At 62.2% G+C, this 15,512-nt stretch carries 17 protein-coding genes; 11 read left to right on the forward strand and 6 right to left on the reverse strand.

The window, feature by feature from the left end; translation table 11 throughout:
• The 6 genes from ABDK75_RS13160 to ABDK75_RS13185 all read right to left on the reverse strand — a co-directional run bounded on the left by ABDK75_RS13160 (window position 1) and on the right by ABDK75_RS13185 (window position 6,276).
• On the reverse strand, window positions 1–927 hold the full coding sequence (locus tag ABDK75_RS13160) for a DUF2493 domain-containing protein (protein ID WP_048858928.1): 927 nt from the start codon (window positions 925–927) through the stop codon (window positions 1–3).
• Between the two features lie 323 nt (window positions 928–1,250).
• Window positions 1,251–2,297: a toprim domain-containing protein gene (locus ABDK75_RS13165; RefSeq protein ID WP_003618742.1), complete on the reverse strand. Its 1,047-nt coding sequence runs from the start codon at window positions 2,295–2,297 to the stop codon at window positions 1,251–1,253.
• The gene (locus tag ABDK75_RS13170) at window positions 2,284–2,724 is read right to left on the reverse strand and encodes a hypothetical protein (RefSeq protein WP_003618738.1); all 441 of its coding nucleotides are present in this window, start codon (window positions 2,722–2,724) and stop codon (window positions 2,284–2,286) included. Before ABDK75_RS13170 ends, ABDK75_RS13165 begins: the two co-directional genes overlap by 14 nt.
• 82 nt (window positions 2,725–2,806) lie before the next feature.
• Entirely contained in the window at window positions 2,807–4,009 is a 1,203-nt protein-coding gene (locus ABDK75_RS13175) for a DUF932 domain-containing protein (protein WP_146892212.1), read from the reverse strand.
• A 312-nt stretch (window positions 4,010–4,321) separates the two neighbouring features.
• On the reverse strand, window positions 4,322–5,542 hold the full coding sequence (gene chrA, locus ABDK75_RS13180; protein WP_003618732.1) for a chromate efflux transporter: 1,221 nt from the start codon (window positions 5,540–5,542) through the stop codon (window positions 4,322–4,324).
• Between the two features lie 164 nt (window positions 5,543–5,706).
• On the reverse strand, window positions 5,707–6,276 hold the full coding sequence (locus ABDK75_RS13185; protein ID WP_040511740.1) for a cytochrome b: 570 nt from the start codon (window positions 6,274–6,276) through the stop codon (window positions 5,707–5,709).
• Between the two features lie 196 nt (window positions 6,277–6,472).
• Between ABDK75_RS13185 and ABDK75_RS13190 the strand changes: the two genes are divergently transcribed.
• The 11 genes from ABDK75_RS13190 (at window position 6,473) to ABDK75_RS13240 (ending at window position 15,497) form a co-directional block, all read left to right on the forward strand.
• Window positions 6,473–7,168, forward strand: a complete 696-nt coding sequence (locus tag ABDK75_RS13190; protein WP_035379753.1) for a VIT family protein — start codon at window positions 6,473–6,475, stop codon at window positions 7,166–7,168.
• 77 nt (window positions 7,169–7,245) lie between these two features.
• Window positions 7,246–7,599 (forward strand): helix-turn-helix transcriptional regulator, encoded by a 354-nt coding sequence (locus ABDK75_RS13195; protein ID WP_003618728.1) that lies wholly within the window; start codon window positions 7,246–7,248, stop codon window positions 7,597–7,599.
• A complete protein-coding gene (gene arsC, locus ABDK75_RS13200; protein WP_048859140.1) occupies window positions 7,596–8,018 on the forward strand; it encodes an arsenate reductase (glutaredoxin) in 423 nt (140 codons plus the stop codon). The genes ABDK75_RS13195 and arsC overlap by 4 nt, the downstream gene beginning before the upstream one ends.
• Entirely contained in the window at window positions 8,018–9,313 is a 1,296-nt protein-coding gene (locus tag ABDK75_RS13205; RefSeq protein ID WP_048859141.1) for an arsenic transporter, read from the forward strand. The genes arsC and ABDK75_RS13205 overlap by 1 nt, the downstream gene beginning before the upstream one ends.
• A 21-nt stretch (window positions 9,314–9,334) precedes the next feature.
• Complete coding sequence (gene arsH, locus ABDK75_RS13210; RefSeq protein ID WP_003618725.1) at window positions 9,335–10,033, forward strand: arsenical resistance protein ArsH; 699 nt, start codon at window positions 9,335–9,337, stop codon at window positions 10,031–10,033.
• Between the two features lie 8 nt (window positions 10,034–10,041).
• Complete coding sequence (locus ABDK75_RS13215; RefSeq protein WP_003618723.1) at window positions 10,042–11,121, forward strand: ArsO family NAD(P)H-dependent flavin-containing monooxygenase; 1,080 nt, start codon at window positions 10,042–10,044, stop codon at window positions 11,119–11,121.
• A gap of 210 nt (window positions 11,122–11,331) precedes the next feature.
• Complete coding sequence (locus tag ABDK75_RS13220) at window positions 11,332–12,243, forward strand: tyrosine-type recombinase/integrase (protein WP_346004483.1); 912 nt, start codon at window positions 11,332–11,334, stop codon at window positions 12,241–12,243.
• Between the two features lie 25 nt (window positions 12,244–12,268).
• Window positions 12,269–13,453 carry an IS91 family transposase gene (locus ABDK75_RS13225; protein WP_346004482.1) on the forward strand — a complete coding sequence of 395 codons (1,185 nt, stop codon included), beginning with the start codon at window positions 12,269–12,271 and terminating at the stop codon, window positions 13,451–13,453.
• Between the two features lie 425 nt (window positions 13,454–13,878).
• Window positions 13,879–14,121 (forward strand): AbrB/MazE/SpoVT family DNA-binding domain-containing protein, encoded by a 243-nt coding sequence (locus ABDK75_RS13230; protein WP_003618721.1) that lies wholly within the window; start codon window positions 13,879–13,881, stop codon window positions 14,119–14,121.
• A complete protein-coding gene (gene mazF / locus ABDK75_RS13235; RefSeq protein WP_003618720.1) occupies window positions 14,122–14,451 on the forward strand; it encodes an endoribonuclease MazF in 330 nt (109 codons plus the stop codon).
• 134 nt (window positions 14,452–14,585) lie between these two features.
• A complete protein-coding gene (locus ABDK75_RS13240) occupies window positions 14,586–15,497 on the forward strand; it encodes a tyrosine-type recombinase/integrase (RefSeq protein ID WP_346004483.1) in 912 nt (303 codons plus the stop codon).
• Window positions 15,498–15,512: the final 15 nt, after the last annotated feature.

The following is a 15,512-nucleotide window of genomic DNA, read 5'->3' on the forward strand; positions in this document are numbered from 1 at the left end:
TCACGCGCCGCCTCCGAACCGCAGGACCGGGATACCGAGGCGCTTCGCCTTGTCGGCCAAATTCTCCTGGATACCGGTTCCGGGAAAGACGATGACGCCAATCGGCAAGGTATCGAGCATGGCGTCGTTGCGGCGGAAGGGCGCGGCCTTGGCATGCTTCGTCCAGTCCGGCTTGAAAGCGATCTGCACGATCTCGCGGTGATCAGCCCAGCGAGACGCGACGAACTCCGCGCCCCTGGGCGAACCACCATGCAGCAGCACCATGTCGGGATGCTTGGCACGGACCTTGTCCAGCCGGTCCCAGATCAGGATATGGTCGTCGAAGTCCAGCCCCCCGGTCACGACGACCTTGGGGCCGGGCGGGACCAGCAATTCGCTCTCGGCGCGGCGTCGGGCGTTGAGAAAGTCACGGCTGTCGATCATAGAGGCCGTCATGGTCCGCCGCGATACCAGCGAGCCGGTCTTCGGCCGCCACGCGCTCAGGGTCAGCCGCTCGAACTGCTCCTGCGCCTCGTCGCGGAAGATCTCGTAGGCGTTGCGGCGTTCGATCAGTGTCAGCCCTTCGGCGATCAGTCGCTCCAGTTCCACCGAGCGGATCTCGCTGCCATCCTGATCCTGCTGGCTGCGTTTCTGCGCCTGCTCGTTGCGGTCAAGCTCACGCTCGACCTGGCCGACCATGCGGTGGAAGATGTTCACGGTGGACCAGAGCAGCGCTTCGAGGTCCGGTTCCAGCCGTGTGTCAGTCAGCGTCGCGGCGACGGCGTCGAAGATGTCGGCCACAGCACCCCCGATGCGCGGAGCTTCGGGCAGCGGCCTTGGATCAGGCTCGTCCTCGAAGGGACGGTAGCCATACATCTGAAGTTCAGCCAGCACATGGGCGGTGGATGAAGCGGCGTGCGGCGGTTCAAAATCATCGGTGCGGGTCATGATGCGGTCCTCCCAGGTCTCCGGCCGCGCCCTTCGCGGCCTTTCCGGGGGCGGATAGCGGCAGACCAGGGACGGGCCGGAACCGCGCGCTCGCGCGCGGCCGCAGCACAGCGAAGGATGGCAGGGGGCCGGCTATTTTGCTTCGCGATGTAAAGCGCCCCCAAAGGGGCGCGACGGAAAATAGCTGGCTCACGCCATTGAAGGCCCGGCCCGGCTGACGCCCGCTCCCCACTTGAAAGGCCGGGGCGCGAACCTGCCGAACGGGAGGCACGACAGGACCGCCGATAGAAGACGGAAACCGCCCGCCCCTCTTTCCGGCCCGCTCATGTGCCGGCAGTCTCCAGAAACCGTGCCACGTCCGGTGGCGCAAGTTGCGGATGCAGGATCGCCCGCAGTGCGCCGCGTCCGAGCGCCCGGAGATCATCGTTGAAATCGCCCAGCCGTGGCGACAGCCCGATCACCTCGATCCCGGCGTCATCCGCGCGGGCGTGCAGCGTCGCCAGCGCCTGATCCCCGGCCGGATCATCGTCGCGCAGCACGTAGAGCCGGCGCAGCAGCGGCGGAAAGATCAGGGCGGCGAGATGCGCCGAGGACAGGCATGCGGCCAATGGCAGATCGGGCAGAACCTGCCGCAGCGACAGCACCGTCTCGATGCCTTCCCCGGCGGCGAGCACATCGGATGCCACCCCAAAGCGCACGGCATGGCCGAGCAGCCCGCCCAGGGCGCGACGCGGATGATCGACCGGCGCCTTGCCGCGCCCTTCCGCCGCCAGCCAGGTGCGATGCACACCGGTCAGAGTGCCGTCGAGATCGGTGACGGCGGCGATCATGGCGGGCCAGGTCTCGGTCGGACTGTCCTCGTCCGGGCGGTAAAAGCAGCGCGGATGGAAGCGCAGGGCGCCGGCTCCGTGCAAAAGCGTAATATCGCGTCTACGGAGATACGCTTCTACGGATGTACCCACGATCGGCCCGGACATGGCCCAGAGCCGATGTGCGGCTTCAGAAGAACTGGCAGAGCCACGCTCACGGGCCGGACGGTCCTGTGACGACGGTACCGGATCGGGACGCGGCAGGCTGAGAAAGGCGCGCGCCTCGTCGGCCACGTCGCGGAAATCCACCAGGCCGAGGCTTTCGCGGATCACGTCCAGCAGGTCGCCATGTTCAGCGGACTGCGCGTCCGTCCATTTTCCCGCCCTGCCGTTGGCGGTGTTGTGCAGCCGGACAAACAGCGACCGGCCGGGCGTGTTGCGTACGTCACCGACCAGCCAGTAATTGCCGTGACGACGACCAGCGGACAGATACCGACGGCACACCGCCTCTGCGTTCTCCGCCAGACGGCGGGCCAGATCGCCCGCGTCATGCAAGGTCATCGCCCTGCCCTCCTGTGTCGGGATTGCCTCCGTCCAGGGCGATCGCCAGCCAGCGATCGGTGGTCATCCATGAAATCGTCTTGCGCCTGCCAAGGTCAAGCAGATGCGCGCCTCCGCTGAAGGCGCCGATCCGGGGACGTGAACAGCTATTGGCCCACTGGAACCCCCATCGCCCCCGCAGCCGGAATGCCCGCGCACAGCGTAGCACGAAATCCACCACCTGATGCGGATCGCCGGTTGTCTCATCGTGCATCCAGAGTTTCGTGCCACCATATTCAGGCACGATCGACAGGACAAAACCGTCAGAGGGCGGGTCTTCCGCCGCCAGTTCGTCGATGAATTCATTGTAGAGGTCGAGCGCCTTTGCGGCATTGTCCACTGTGCCCACATCGAGAACGCAGGAAAAATGCGTGAAGAAATCAGCCATCGGAAAACTCCCGAAACGAAAAAGCCCGGCGCGGTGGCCGGGCTCGTAAAAACGTATTGGCGGAAAAGCGTGCAGTCGGCTTTCAGGAAGCCCGTTCCATCAGCCTGCGGGCCTTCTCTTCCAGATCCAGCCGCGTATCCTGATTGGCCCTGGTGCGGGCCAGTGCGGTAATCCCCTGCACGAAATCGAACACGCTCTCGGGCTTGCGCCCTTCCTCATGCAGCACGGTTTCGATGATCTTCGCCGTCTCTGGCTTCGAGAACCCGCGACGACGCAGGAAACTTTCGCGGTCCTCATCGGTTCTGGCCACCAGCGCCTTGCGCGAAGCCTGAATGCCGGAGACGAACGAGGCCGGGCTGGCCGTGGCGAAATTCCGTAGCGCTGGTGTCGCCTGATGCACGAAACGGGATGCTGCAAACTTGCTATGCCGGATCGTGATCTGTTCGAAATTTTCCACGCCCCAGAGCATGCGGTTTTGACACACTCCGCGCAGGTAAAAGGAGGCGATGCCGAGGCTCTTGCTGCCGACTTCGGAATTCCAGGCGTAGAAACCCCGGAAATAGAGATCGGGATCACCGTTGGGCAGACGTCCCGCCTCGATCGGATGCGTATCATCCACGAGGAATAAAAAAACGTCCCTGTCTGACGCGTAGAGTGTCGTGGTTTCCTTCGTGATGTCCACGTACGGATTATGGGTCATGGTCGCCCAGTCGATCACACCCGGCACCTTCCAGTTGGTATCGCCGGTGCCATCGCCGGCGATCTTGCGCACCGCCCCAACCAGCTCATGGTCCCAGATGCGGCCGTAATCCGGCCCCGTGACGGCGCGCAGTTCCACACGCCCGTCCTCGGTTTCCAGCGTCTTGACCAGTTCGGCCCGGTGCGACAGCAACCCGTGCTGCAGGTTGATTGCCGCCAGCGGAGCCGGAAGATTGCGCAGGTACGACGAGGGGGCACCAACCAGGCTGCACATCTGGCCAAAGGACCAGTGTGTGGGAGCAATCGGGTCATTCTGCCCCGGCACGGTCAGGGTCAGGCGCTCGGCATTGTCGCGGCTCGCCTCCACTCGGATGGCGCGGCTTTCTACCGTGCGGGCCGTGGCGCGCTCGGCACGGCCAAGAGTGGCCGCGTGCAAATCAGATAGGGACAGATACCGCTCGTCATCGGGGCGCGAGAACCATTCGGACGAGACGCGGGCACTACGCTCCCCGCGCGAAGGATCGATCCGGAAGCCGCCGGACGCCGCACCACGGAACGCAGGGGGCAGGATGGTGGTTGTGGTCATGGAAAACTCTCCTCTGATACCGGTTATTCGGCACCAGAGGCGAAACCACCCTCTTCCTCCTATGACTACTTCCCGCGCGGGACCCCATCCGACCACGGAGACACCCTGCCCCTCGTTCCGCAACACGGCGAGGCCGCAGCCTCGCCGAAATCACGACGGCAACGGGGGGTAAACTGCCTGTCCGTTTTCTGGCTGACTTACACAGGAAACGGCCGAAACATGGCCCTTATAACGACGCGCCATTATTGAAGTGTGCGTTGAAAAACGGTATGGCGATCACGCGTCGATGCACGTCGCTGACTGAACATTTCATTATGCTGCCTGCCCAATGACGACCCCTCCCAGCGCGCTGATACCGACTACCACCAGGGGTGGCGCCCGCCAGACGGTCAGCAGGACGAAACCGACCAGCACGATCCCGAAATCCGCCGCCGACCTGACCGCGCTCGTCCAGACCGGTGTATAGAGCGCCGCCCCCAGCAGGCCCACGACCGCTGCGTTGACGCCGCGCATCGTCGCCTGAACGGCCCGCTGGCTGCGGAAGGTGTCCCAGAAGGGCAAAGCTCCGATCAGGACCAGGATGCCCGGCAGAAAGATGCCGAAAAGACCGAAAGCGGCACCGGCAACACCGTGGGGAGATTGCCCGACGACCGCGCCGAGATAGGCCGCGAACGTGAAAAGCGGCCCCGGAACCGCCTGTGCCGCGCCATAACCGGCGAGAAAGGTGTCGTCGCTGACCCAGCCCGATGTCACGAAAGCCTCGTGCAGCAAGGGCAGCACGACATGACCGCCACCGAACACGAGCGCGCCTGACCGGTAGAAGGCGTCGAACAGGGAAACGCCCTCTGGTGCGCCATGGCGGGCGAGAACGGGCAGACCGAAGAGCAACGCCAGAAAGAGAGCCAGTGCGACGATCCCTGCACGATGCGATACGGGCACTGTAATATGCTCGCCATCTGACGTCTGCACAGAGCGGCAAAGCCACAAGCCGGCGAGGCCCCCGAGAACGATGGCCGCGATCTGGGCAAGCGGTGAGATGGCGAACAGAACGATGAGCGCGGCCGTGACCGCGATCGAAGCTCGCGTCCGGTCCGGACACAGCGTGCGCGCCATGCCCCATACGGCCTGTGCGACGATGGCGACGGCGACGAGTTTCAGTCCATGCAGAAGGCCTGCACCAGTCGGGCCGGCAAGCGCGTTCGCGCCATAGGCGAAGAGGACCAGTATAAGTGCCGAAGGCAGGGTGAACCCCGCCCACGCCGCAAAACCGCCTGCATAACCGGCCCGCATCAGGCCAATGGAAAATCCCACCTGGCTGCTCGCGGGACCGGGCAGGAACTGACACAGCCCGACGAGATCGGCATAGGCGCGCTCATTGAGCCACCGGCGTCGGACGACGAATTCGTCCCGGAAATACCCGATATGCGCGATCGGCCCGCCGAAGCAGGTGACGCCCAGCCTGAGAAAGATGAGGAGCACCTCAAGAGCCGACCCCGGTCTTTCTGGTCCCACGCCACGCGGCACGATCGTCATTGGGTCGATACTTTCTTATTTTCCCGTTCGACAGGAGACAATTCCCATGAACCGGCATTCATGTGGAGCTGCTGATGACAACAAAAAAATCATCACTTCTGGCTTGTTGGCGACCCAGCATCACGGTGTGCCCAGTCATACAATCAGACAGGATACTGACCGCCTCACTGACGGAGCAAGAAACACTGCGGCAACATGCGCCCGAGAACTTTGTCCTTCAGGACGAACTGATGAAAAAGCGCCGCCGCGCCATGGCCTGTCGCAAGACCCATAATCAACCAGGCGTTCCAGTAATGTAGCGTCTGAAACCACGTCACGGTTTCCGCCGGGAACCGCGCGAACGGGGATGGAATCAGGAGGCCGAAAAAACTCATCGTCTGCCCGGCACCCCATCGCCAGAGATAGCCCAGCAAGATTTCCGCCAGAAGCAGCACATAGAGCGTGTACTCTGCTCCAAGGGCGAATACCCGGTCCACAGGCACGAGAAGGTCCGACAGATGCCGGCCTTTCGTCAGACGCCAGACAATGCGGAACACCATAATTGCGGTCAGCAGGATGCCGGCTGTCAGATGCGCGACCACCATCAGATGATGGACGGGTTTTGTTGGCCAGTTCCAGGTTTCGCCAAGAGCAAACTGAAGCAGCACCAGAAAGGCCGTCATCCAGTGAAGGATGATCGTCGGCCTGTCGTAACGCAGCAGGCTATCTGTGATGTCCGGCGTTGAATAAGGCATATACGTCTCGGCAAAAAAGAACCCTGAATCCACTTCCGTATCATGCTTACCTGACAGGATTCTGAACAGAACAGATTTTCCTAAAACATAAACAATATTGAAAATAACTCGCAATATCAGAATGAAATATCTGTTGTCGCGGCAAATGATGCATCTTAACCTTTATTTGTATTCACCAGAAGCAGCAGGTCATCTTATGTCGCGTCTCCATCCTTTGGCCGAACGTCATGCCGTCGAGAAACTGGGATGGCTGCGTGCGGCTGTTCTCGGCGCCAATGACGGAACGCTGTCGACCGGCAGCCTCATCGTCGGCGTTGCCAGTTCTCATGCGACACGCGGCAGCATTCTCGTCGCGGGACTGTCCGCGCTTGTCGCGGGCGCCCTGTCCATGGCGGCGGGCGAGTATGTCTCGGTCAGTTCCCAGGCCGATTCCGAACACGCCGACATCGCCCGCGAGAAACAGGAACTGGTCACGGACTGGGAGGGCGAAGTCACCGAACTGGCCGGGATTTATCAGAAGAGAGGGCTGGATAAAGACCTCTCGCGCAAGGTCGCCGTTGCCCTCATGAAGCATGATGCGCTCGGTGCCCATGCAAGGGATGAACTGGGTCTGTCCGAAGCCACGGCGGCACGACCCATACAGGCGGCATTCGCCTCAGCAACCGCCTTTTCATCCGGAGCACTACTGCCTGTGCTGGCGGCGGTTCTGACGCCCGTGGCGTGGGTGTCCTGGGGCGTGTCCCTGACGTCCGTCGTGGTTCTCGCTGTTCTGGGGGTCGTTGGCGCGATTGCCGGCGGCGCAGCGCCTCTGCGCCCAGCACTGCGTGTGACGTTCTGGGGTATTGTGGCAATGATCGTCACGGGCGGGATCGGCCGCCTGTTCGGCGTGTGAAGCCGCGTTCCAAGCTCTGAACGAGGCATGTCCTGGGTAGTCTTGACTTCATCCCATATATCTGTGATCGTCGATTTATGGATACAGAATCCGCACTCTCGGCCCTCAACGCGCTGTCCCAGTCCACGCGGCTGGAGATCTTCCGCCTGCTGGTGCGCCACGAACCGGACGGACTACCCGCCGGAGACGTCGCGCGGCATCTCGATGTCCCGCAGAACACGATCTCGGCCCATCTTGCCACCCTGACCCGTGCCGGCCTGCTGACCTCGCAGCGCCACAGCCGGCTGATCGTCTATCGTGCGTGTCTTCCGCGCCTGCGCGACCTGATGCTTTTCCTCGTCAGGGACTGCTGTGCGGGCAGCCCCGAACTCTGCGCGCCCCTGATCGCGAACCTGTCTTCCTGCAGCCCGAGCCCGGCCTCCTGCCCATGACCGTCACCATCTACCACAATCCGGCCTGCGGCACGTCGCGCAACGTGCTGGCACTGATCCGCAATAGCGGCGAGGAGCCCAGGATCATCGAATATCTGAAAACCCCACCGAGCCGCGCGGAACTGTTCGATCTGATCGCCCGTATGGGGGTTCCGGTGCGCGCGGTCCTGCGGGAAAAGGGCACGCCCTTTCACGAGCTCGGCCTCGATAATCCGGCCCTGAGCGATGATACGCTGATCGACGCCATGATCGCACACCCGATCCTGATCAACCGGCCCATCGTCGCAACGCCACTCGGTGTTGCGCTCTGCCGTCCGTCCGAAACGGTGCTGGATATTCTTCCCTCCCCACAGCGCGGCGCATTCGCCAGGGAGGACGGCGAGAAGATCGTGGATGAGGCCGGAAAGCGGATCGTCTGATGCTGGCCCTCGCCATTTTCATTGCAACGCTGGTCTTCGTCATCTGGCAGCCACGGGGTCTCGGCATCGGCTGGAGTGCGATGGCCGGTGCCGCCGTGGCACTGGCGACCGATGTCATCCACTGGCACGATATTCCTGTCGTCTGGCACATCGTCTGGGACGCGACCTTCACCTTTATCGCGCTGATCGTCATCTCGCTGTTGCTGGATGAGGCAGGGTTCTTCCATTGGGCCGCCCTGCACGTCGTACGCTGGGGCAAAGGGCGAGGCCGGACGCTATTCCCGCTGATCGTGGTGCTGGGAGCGGCCATTGCAGCGGTTTTCGCCAATGACGGCGCGGCGCTGCTGCTGACGCCCATTGTCATCGCTATCCTGACGCAACTGCGCCTGAGCCATGGCGCGGCGCTGGCCTTTATTATCGCCACTGGGTTCGTCGCGGATACCACCAGCCTGCCGCTTGTCATTTCCAACCTGGTGAACATCGTCAGCGCCAATTTCTTTGGCATTGCGTTTGATCGCTATGCCGCGATCATGGTCCCTGTCGATCTGGTGGCGCTGGGCGCGACGCTGGCTGTGCTTTGGCTGTGGTACCGGCGGCAGGTGCCTGCGACCTATCCCGTCGCCGAACTGCCAGCACCCGCTGCGGCAATTCGTGACCACCATGTATTTCGGGCGGCATTTCCGCTGCTGGTCCTCGTTCTGGCGGCCTATTTCCTGACAGCGCCGTTTCATATCCCGGTCTGTGTTGTAGCCTGTCTGGCCGCCGGAACCCTGTTGCTCGTCGCCGGATATGGCCGGGTGATCCCTGTTCGCAAGGTGCTGATAGGCGCACCATGGCAGATCGTGATCTTCTCGCTGGGCATGTATCTGGTGGTGTATGGCCTGCGCAATGCCGGGCTGACCGACTACCTTGCGGCCGCACTGGTCTGGCTTGGCCATCAGGGGCCGTTCATCGCCACCATCGGCGCCGGCTTTCTGGCGGCTGTTCTGTCGTCCATCATGAACAATATGCCGAGTGTGCTGGTCGGGGCACTGGCGATCCAGCAGGCTCACGACATCACGCCGCTGACACGCGACCTGATGGTCTATGCCAACATCATCGGCTGCGACCTCGGGCCGAAATTCACGCCGATCGGCAGTCTCGCGACACTGCTCTGGCTGCATGTGCTGGCATCCAAAAATCATCGGGTCACATGGAGGCAGTATATGAAGGTCGGACTGGTGATCACCCCGCCCGTCCTGCTGGCAACACTCGCGGCGCTGGCCCTATGGCTGCCCCGGATCAGTCACCCGTAATACACGACAGGACCGATATATATGACCGAACCTGAGCTGCCAGCCTTGCATCCGGAGTATCTTGAACCGGTCGATCTCGCGCGGCTGGAACCGCAACCGCGTGTGGACCATCCGCCGCGTATCCTTCTGCTCTATGGCTCTTTGCGTCCCCGCTCGTTCAGCCGCCTGCTGGTGCTGGAGGCAGAGCGCATTCTGAAAGTCCTCGGCGCCGAGACACGGGTGTTCGACCCGACCGACCTGCCGGTAGCGGATTCCGTGCCCGCGACCCATCCGAAAGTGCAGGAACTGCGGAAACTCTCGATCTGGTCGGAAGGTCAGGTCTGGTGCAGCCCCGAACGGCACGGCAACATCACTGCCGTGTTCAAGAACCAGATCGACTGGCTGCCGTTGTTCGAAGGCTCGATCCGCCCGACGCAGGGCCGCACGCTGGCCGTCATGCAGGTTTCGGGTGGATCGCAGAGCTTCAATTCCGTCAATGCCCTTCGGGTGCTGGGCCGGTGGATGCGGATGTTCACCATCCCCAACCAGTCCAGTGTGCCGATGGCCTATACCCAGTTCGGTGACGACGACCGGATGAAACCGTCTCCCCTCTATGACCGGATGGTAGATGTCATGGAGGAGCTGATGAAGTTCACATGGCTGCTGCGCGACCGGGCCGACTACCTCGTTGATCGCTACAGCGAACGCAAGGCGGAATTCCGTCTCCCGGAAAGTCTGTGAGCCGGGCAATGGCGGAACAGTTCGATGTTGTGATCGTGGGAGGCGGTCAGGCGGCCCTCGCCGCGTCGTATTTTCTACGACGGACCGGACTGCGTTACGTCATTCTTGATAACGGGACGCAGGCGGGTGGTGCATGGGTGCATGGCTGGGACTCCCTGCATCTGTTTTCACCCGCGTCCTACAGTTCGCTGCTCGGCTGGCCGATGCCAGACACGCCGGATGGCGGCTATCCGACCCGTGACGAGGTGTTGGACTATCTGCACCGCTACGAGGCGCGCTATGCGCCGCCGATCCGCCGTCCTGTAACGGTCGGGCGCGTGGAACGGGCCGGTGGGAAATTCCTGAATATCCGCACAAACGCGGGCGATTTTCTGAGCCGTGCCGTCATCGGTGCGACCGGCACATGGTCGGTCCCGTTCGTTCCTGATGTCGCGGGGCATGAATTCTTTGGCGGGACGCAGATCCATTCCGCGCACTATCAGAGCGCCGCACCTTTTGCCGGTCGGCGCGTGCTCGTGGTCGGTGGCGGCAATTCCGGGGCGCAGATCCTGCCGGAAGTGTCACTGCTCGCGAACGCAACGTGGGTGACGCTGGAGGATCCGGTATTCCTGCCCGACGATGTGGACGGACGGGTTCTGTTCGAACGGGCGACCGCACGTGTTTTGGGCAACGCCGGCGCCATGCCGACAGGAGGCTTTGGCGATATCGTCATGGTGCCACCCGTGCGGGCCGCCAAGGCGCGCGGCGTACTCCACGCGGTACGGCCGTTCGTGCGCATGACGGCAACGGGCGTCGTCTGGCCCGACGGGCGGGAAGAAGCCATTGACGCGATCATCTGGTGTACAGGCTTCCGTCCCGCGCTCTCTGCATTTGCACCACTCGACGTGATCGAGCCGGACGGGCTGATTCACGTGAACGGGCAGCAGGCCATCAGGGAGCCACGCCTGTGGCTGCTGGGGTATGGTTCCTGGTGCGGCCCCGCATCCGCAACCCTCCTGGGGGCGGGCCGTGTCGCGAGATCCATGGTCCGGCAACTGGCGGGCTGGCTTGCGTCGCCGACACAGGATGTCCGCTTACCAAAACCTTGAGCGACTCTCTTTACGACCGACATGTAGGCGACTGCCGCCTGTCTGCTCCTACATCACTGAGCAGACAGGCGGACTAGGGGGGGAGAACGAACCCGCTGCGCGGGATTGGTGCGGTGTGCAGGCTATCACCACGGCGTGAGCGATCTGTTTTGTTTGGAACTCTCCTGATTTGGTCAAGCATTCTGGCTTCTTCCCCCCAGAAGGAGCCGGATGATGACAGAGTCCCTGTGCATTGCTGCAATCAGTCCCCTTCGCCAGCGTCTGCTTGATGACATGGCGGTGCGACGGTTCTCCCGGGAGACGCAGCGCAATTACCTTCGTGATGTTGGCCGTTTCGCCACGTTTCTGGGGCGCTCACCCCATACGGCAACAGCCGAGGATGTGCGCCAGTTTCAGATTGCGCAGAACGCGGCTGGCATGCCGACACCGACCATGAACGCCATCGTGTCCGCGCTGCGGTTTTTCTTCACCCAGACGCTCGACCGCCCCGACCTTGCACGCAGGCTGGTCCGGGTGGCGCAGCCCCGCAACCTGCCCGTCGTGCTGAGCCGCGATGAGGTTGCCCGGTTGCTTAACGCGACCATATGCCTCAAGCATCAGGCCGCCCTGTCGGTTGCCTATGGGGCAGGTCTGCGGGTGGCCGAAGTCGCAGTTCTCAAGATCAGTGATATCGACAGCGAGCGTATGCTGCTCAGGGTCGAGCGGGGCAAAGGGGGACGATATCGCAACGCCATGCTTCCGGCAGATCTTCTGCTCCTGCTACGGGAGTGGTGGAAGGCCGGACGCCAGCAGGGCGTGATGCACCCTCAAGGCTGGCTGTTTCCCGGGCAGGATACCATGAAGCCCATCAGCACACGGCAACTCCATCGCGTGGTTGTCGAGGCAGCACGGGCCGCTGCGATCAGCAGACGTGTGGGGCCTCATACTCTGCGGCACAGCTTTGCCACGCACCTGCTTGAGGATGGTGTCGATGTCCGCGTGATCCAGGTTTTGCTGGGTCATTCCCGTCTGGAGACCACGGCTCTTTATACAAAAGTTGCGACACGGACCGTGCGGGCCGTCATCAGTCCGCTCGACAGGCTGGGCATGCTGACGACCACGCAGGCGAGGCCCGACGGTTGATCCCTGGGCCTCGGTGGGCACCGTCATGTCCGCCTCGCTCGAACTTGGCGATATCTTCAGGGCTGCCGGTCCTGCCTGGCGGGTAGCCCATGCCGGCCGTCTCCCCCTGCAGCAGCTCAAGGTCATGTCGGCGGTCGAACACTGTCGCACGGCAGCCCTTGGTGGCCATGTCGCGGCCTGCGGGGACTGTGGACACTGGCGGATCGCCTATAACAGCTGCCGCAACCGTCACTGTCCGCGCTGTCAGGGAAACGCCGCACGGACATGGCTGGCCGAACGGGAGGCCGATCTCCTGCCGGTCGGGTATTTCCATGTCGTCTTCACCCTGCCGGCGCGGATCGCCGACATCGCGCTCCAGAACAAGGCCGTTCTCTACGCCCTGCTGTTCCAGGTTGCCTCGGAGACGATGATGACGATCGCCGCCGACCCCCGGCATCTGGGCGCGCGCATTGGTATTACCGCCGTTCTGCATAGCTGGGGGTCGGCGCTGACCCACCATCCCCATGTACACATGATCGTACCAGGCGGCGGCCTGTCCCCCGATGGCCAGCGCTGGATTTCATCGCGCCCGGCCTTCCTGCTGCCCGTCCGTGTGCTAGGGAAACTGTTCCGCCGCCTGTTCCTGACCCGGCTGCGCGCACTGTTCGATGCCGACCGGCTGGTCTTTCGGGGGCAGCTTGCCTCTTTGGCAGAGCGTCGTGCCTTTGTGCGATATCTGGCCCCTGTGCGCAGCAGACGCTGGGTCGTCTACGCTAAACCCCCTTTTGCCGGGCCCAAAGCGGTGCTGGCCTACCTGTCGCGCTATACCCACCGTGTCGCCATCTCGAACCGCCGTCTCCTGGCGTTCGATGAAAGAGGCGTGACGTTCCGGTATAAGGATTACCGCCGGGATACCGCGCATCAGCAGCAGGTCATGACACTGGCCACGGATGAGTTCATCCGCCGCTTCATGCTGCATGTTCTGCCACGGGGATTTCATCGTATCCGCCATTATGGCCTTCTGGCCAGTTCCAGCCGCAAGGCCAGCCTCGCCCGAGTGCGGGAACTGCTCAAGGTCATACCAGCGTCAGAAATCCCGGAAGCTGAAACGGTCATGCCACTTCCGTGCCCATGCTGTGGTGGTCCGATGATCGTCATCCAGATCCTTCCCCGATGGTGCCAGCCCCGAGGGCCGCCACGGACAACTGATCCGACCGGAGGATCACCATGACAGCCCGCAGAGACCACAGCATGACCCGATGCCTGTCGGAACCGTCTCGTTCCGGCACACCGACAGACCTGCGCAAAATGCGAAAAAACGGCAGAAAATGGGCACCTGGAACCGATGGTCCTGTCATCATCATCCGTAGGATCCGAGGGAAATGCCCTTTATCGCGTCACGAATGTCTTCACGTGACCCCGCTCTAGGGCGCCTCAGGCCCGCACCAGTTGCAAATTCCCCATAACTGAGTCCCGGTGTCGCGGGTTCGTTCTTCCCAGACTTTCGTACGCCTCGCGGCGCCCGAAACCCTTCAGGAATGCAGAAGGTCCGGTTTGCATACCTGGCTCATTGGAAGCGGACATTGGCTACTTTTAGCTTGAAACAGAAGTGGCCGAAGGTGTATCTACAATGTAGACACACAAAGGAGAGATCCAATGCATGGGACCGTTCGCAAATGGGGGAACAGCGCTGCCATCCGTCTACCAGCCAATATCCTTGAAGCGGTTCACCTACAGATCAATCAGGCTGTTGATGTCCGGGAAGAAGATGGGCGTATCATCATTCAACCGGTTCACCCTGCTGTCCTTTCGCTGGACACCCTGACTGCCGCCATCACGGATGATAACCGTCACGGTGAAGTGAGTTTTGGGCCTGAAATTGGCGGAGAGATCTGGTAAATGTCAGCATGGGTGCCAGATTGCGGAGACATCGTCTGGCTGGAGTTTGATCCTCAGGCAGGGCGTGAACAATCTGGGCATCGCCCGGCTGTGGTGCTTTCGCCAGTTAGTTACAACAAAAAATCTGGTATGATTGTTTGTTGCCCGACAACGACAAAAATCAAAGGGTATCCCTTTGAAGTGCCTTTGACAGGAGAGCCGACAAGCGTGGTTCTCTCTGATCAGGTTCGCAGTCTTGATTGGCGCGCCAGACGAGCAAAGCATAAAGGTCGGGTCTCCGAAAGAGAACTGGAAGCGGTGCGCGAACGAACAAGACTACTCGTCGGGTGACTGGGGGAGAACGAACCCGCTGCGCGGGATTGGTGCGGTGTGCAGGCTATCACCACGGCGTGAGCGATCTGTTTTGTTTGGAACTCTCCTGATTTGGTCAAGCATTCTGGCTTCTTCCCCCCAGAAGGAGCCGGATGATGACAGAGTCCCTGTGCATTGCTGCAATCAGTCCCCTTCGCCAGCGTCTGCTTGATGACATGGCGGTGCGACGGTTCTCCCGGGAGACGCAGCGCAATTACCTTCGTGATGTTGGCCGTTTCGCCACGTTTCTGGGGCGCTCACCCCATACGGCAACAGCCGAGGATGTGCGCCAGTTTCAGATTGCGCAGAACGCGGCTGGCATGCCGACACCGACCATGAACGCCATCGTGTCCGCGCTGCGGTTTTTCTTCACCCAGACGCTCGACCGCCCCGACCTTGCACGCAGGCTGGTCCGGGTGGCGCAGCCCCGCAACCTGCCCGTCGTGCTGAGCCGCGATGAGGTTGCCCGGTTGCTTAACGCGACCATATGCCTCAAGCATCAGGCCGCCCTGTCGGTTGCCTATGGGGCAGGTCTGCGGGTGGCCGAAGTCGCAGTTCTCAAGATCAGTGATATCGACAGCGAGCGTATGCTGCTCAGGGTCGAGCGGGGCAAAGGGGGACGATATCGCAACGCCATGCTTCCGGCAGATCTTCTGCTCCTGCTACGGGAGTGGTGGAAGGCCGGACGCCAGCAGGGCGTGATGCACCCTCAAGGCTGGCTGTTTCCCGGGCAGGATACCATGAAGCCCATCAGCACACGGCAACTCCATCGCGTGGTTGTCGAGGCAGCACGGGCCGCTGCGATCAGCAGACGTGTGGGGCCTCATACTCTGCGGCACAGCTTTGCCACGCACCTGCTTGAGGATGGTGTCGATGTCCGCGTGATCCAGGTTTTGCTGGGTCATTCCCGTCTGGAGACCACGGCTCTTTATACAAAAGTTGCGACACGGACCGTGCGGGCCGTCATCAGTCCGCTCGACAGGCTGGGCATGCTGACGACCACGCAGGCGAGGCCCGACGGTTGATCCCTGGGCCTCGGT

The organism is Gluconobacter sp. OJA, assembly GCF_039638325.1.
Lineage (GTDB): Bacteria > Pseudomonadota > Alphaproteobacteria > Acetobacterales > Acetobacteraceae > Gluconobacter > Gluconobacter cerinus.

Excerpts from the sequence above, each read along its gene's own strand:
- ABDK75_RS13160 (WP_048858928.1), bottom strand. The coding sequence starts at position 927 with ATGACCCGCACCGATGATTTTGAACCGCCGCACGCCGCTTCATCCACC.
- ABDK75_RS13165 (WP_003618742.1), bottom strand. The coding sequence starts at position 2,297 with ATGACCTTGCATGACGCGGGCGATCTGGCCCGCCGTCTGGCGGAGAAC.
- ABDK75_RS13170 (WP_003618738.1), bottom strand. The coding sequence starts at position 2,724 with ATGGCTGATTTCTTCACGCATTTTTCCTGCGTTCTCGATGTGGGCACA.
- ABDK75_RS13175 (WP_146892212.1), bottom strand. The coding sequence starts at position 4,009 with ATGACCACAACCACCATCCTGCCCCCTGCGTTCCGTGGTGCGGCGTCC.
- chrA (WP_003618732.1), bottom strand. The coding sequence starts at position 5,542 with ATGACGATCGTGCCGCGTGGCGTGGGACCAGAAAGACCGGGGTCGGCT.
- ABDK75_RS13185 (WP_040511740.1), bottom strand. The coding sequence starts at position 6,276 with ATGCCTTATTCAACGCCGGACATCACAGATAGCCTGCTGCGTTACGAC.
- ABDK75_RS13190 (WP_035379753.1), top strand. The coding sequence starts at position 6,473 with ATGTCGCGTCTCCATCCTTTGGCCGAACGTCATGCCGTCGAGAAACTG.
- ABDK75_RS13195 (WP_003618728.1), top strand. The coding sequence starts at position 7,246 with ATGGATACAGAATCCGCACTCTCGGCCCTCAACGCGCTGTCCCAGTCC.
- arsC (WP_048859140.1), top strand. The coding sequence starts at position 7,596 with ATGACCGTCACCATCTACCACAATCCGGCCTGCGGCACGTCGCGCAAC.
- ABDK75_RS13205 (WP_048859141.1), top strand. The coding sequence starts at position 8,018 with ATGCTGGCCCTCGCCATTTTCATTGCAACGCTGGTCTTCGTCATCTGG.
- arsH (WP_003618725.1), top strand. The coding sequence starts at position 9,335 with ATGACCGAACCTGAGCTGCCAGCCTTGCATCCGGAGTATCTTGAACCG.
- ABDK75_RS13215 (WP_003618723.1), top strand. The coding sequence starts at position 10,042 with ATGGCGGAACAGTTCGATGTTGTGATCGTGGGAGGCGGTCAGGCGGCC.
- ABDK75_RS13220 (WP_346004483.1), top strand. The coding sequence starts at position 11,332 with ATGATGACAGAGTCCCTGTGCATTGCTGCAATCAGTCCCCTTCGCCAG.
- ABDK75_RS13225 (WP_346004482.1), top strand. The coding sequence starts at position 12,269 with ATGTCCGCCTCGCTCGAACTTGGCGATATCTTCAGGGCTGCCGGTCCT.
- ABDK75_RS13230 (WP_003618721.1), top strand. The coding sequence starts at position 13,879 with ATGCATGGGACCGTTCGCAAATGGGGGAACAGCGCTGCCATCCGTCTA.
- mazF (WP_003618720.1), top strand. The coding sequence starts at position 14,122 with ATGTCAGCATGGGTGCCAGATTGCGGAGACATCGTCTGGCTGGAGTTT.
- ABDK75_RS13240 (WP_346004483.1), top strand. The coding sequence starts at position 14,586 with ATGATGACAGAGTCCCTGTGCATTGCTGCAATCAGTCCCCTTCGCCAG.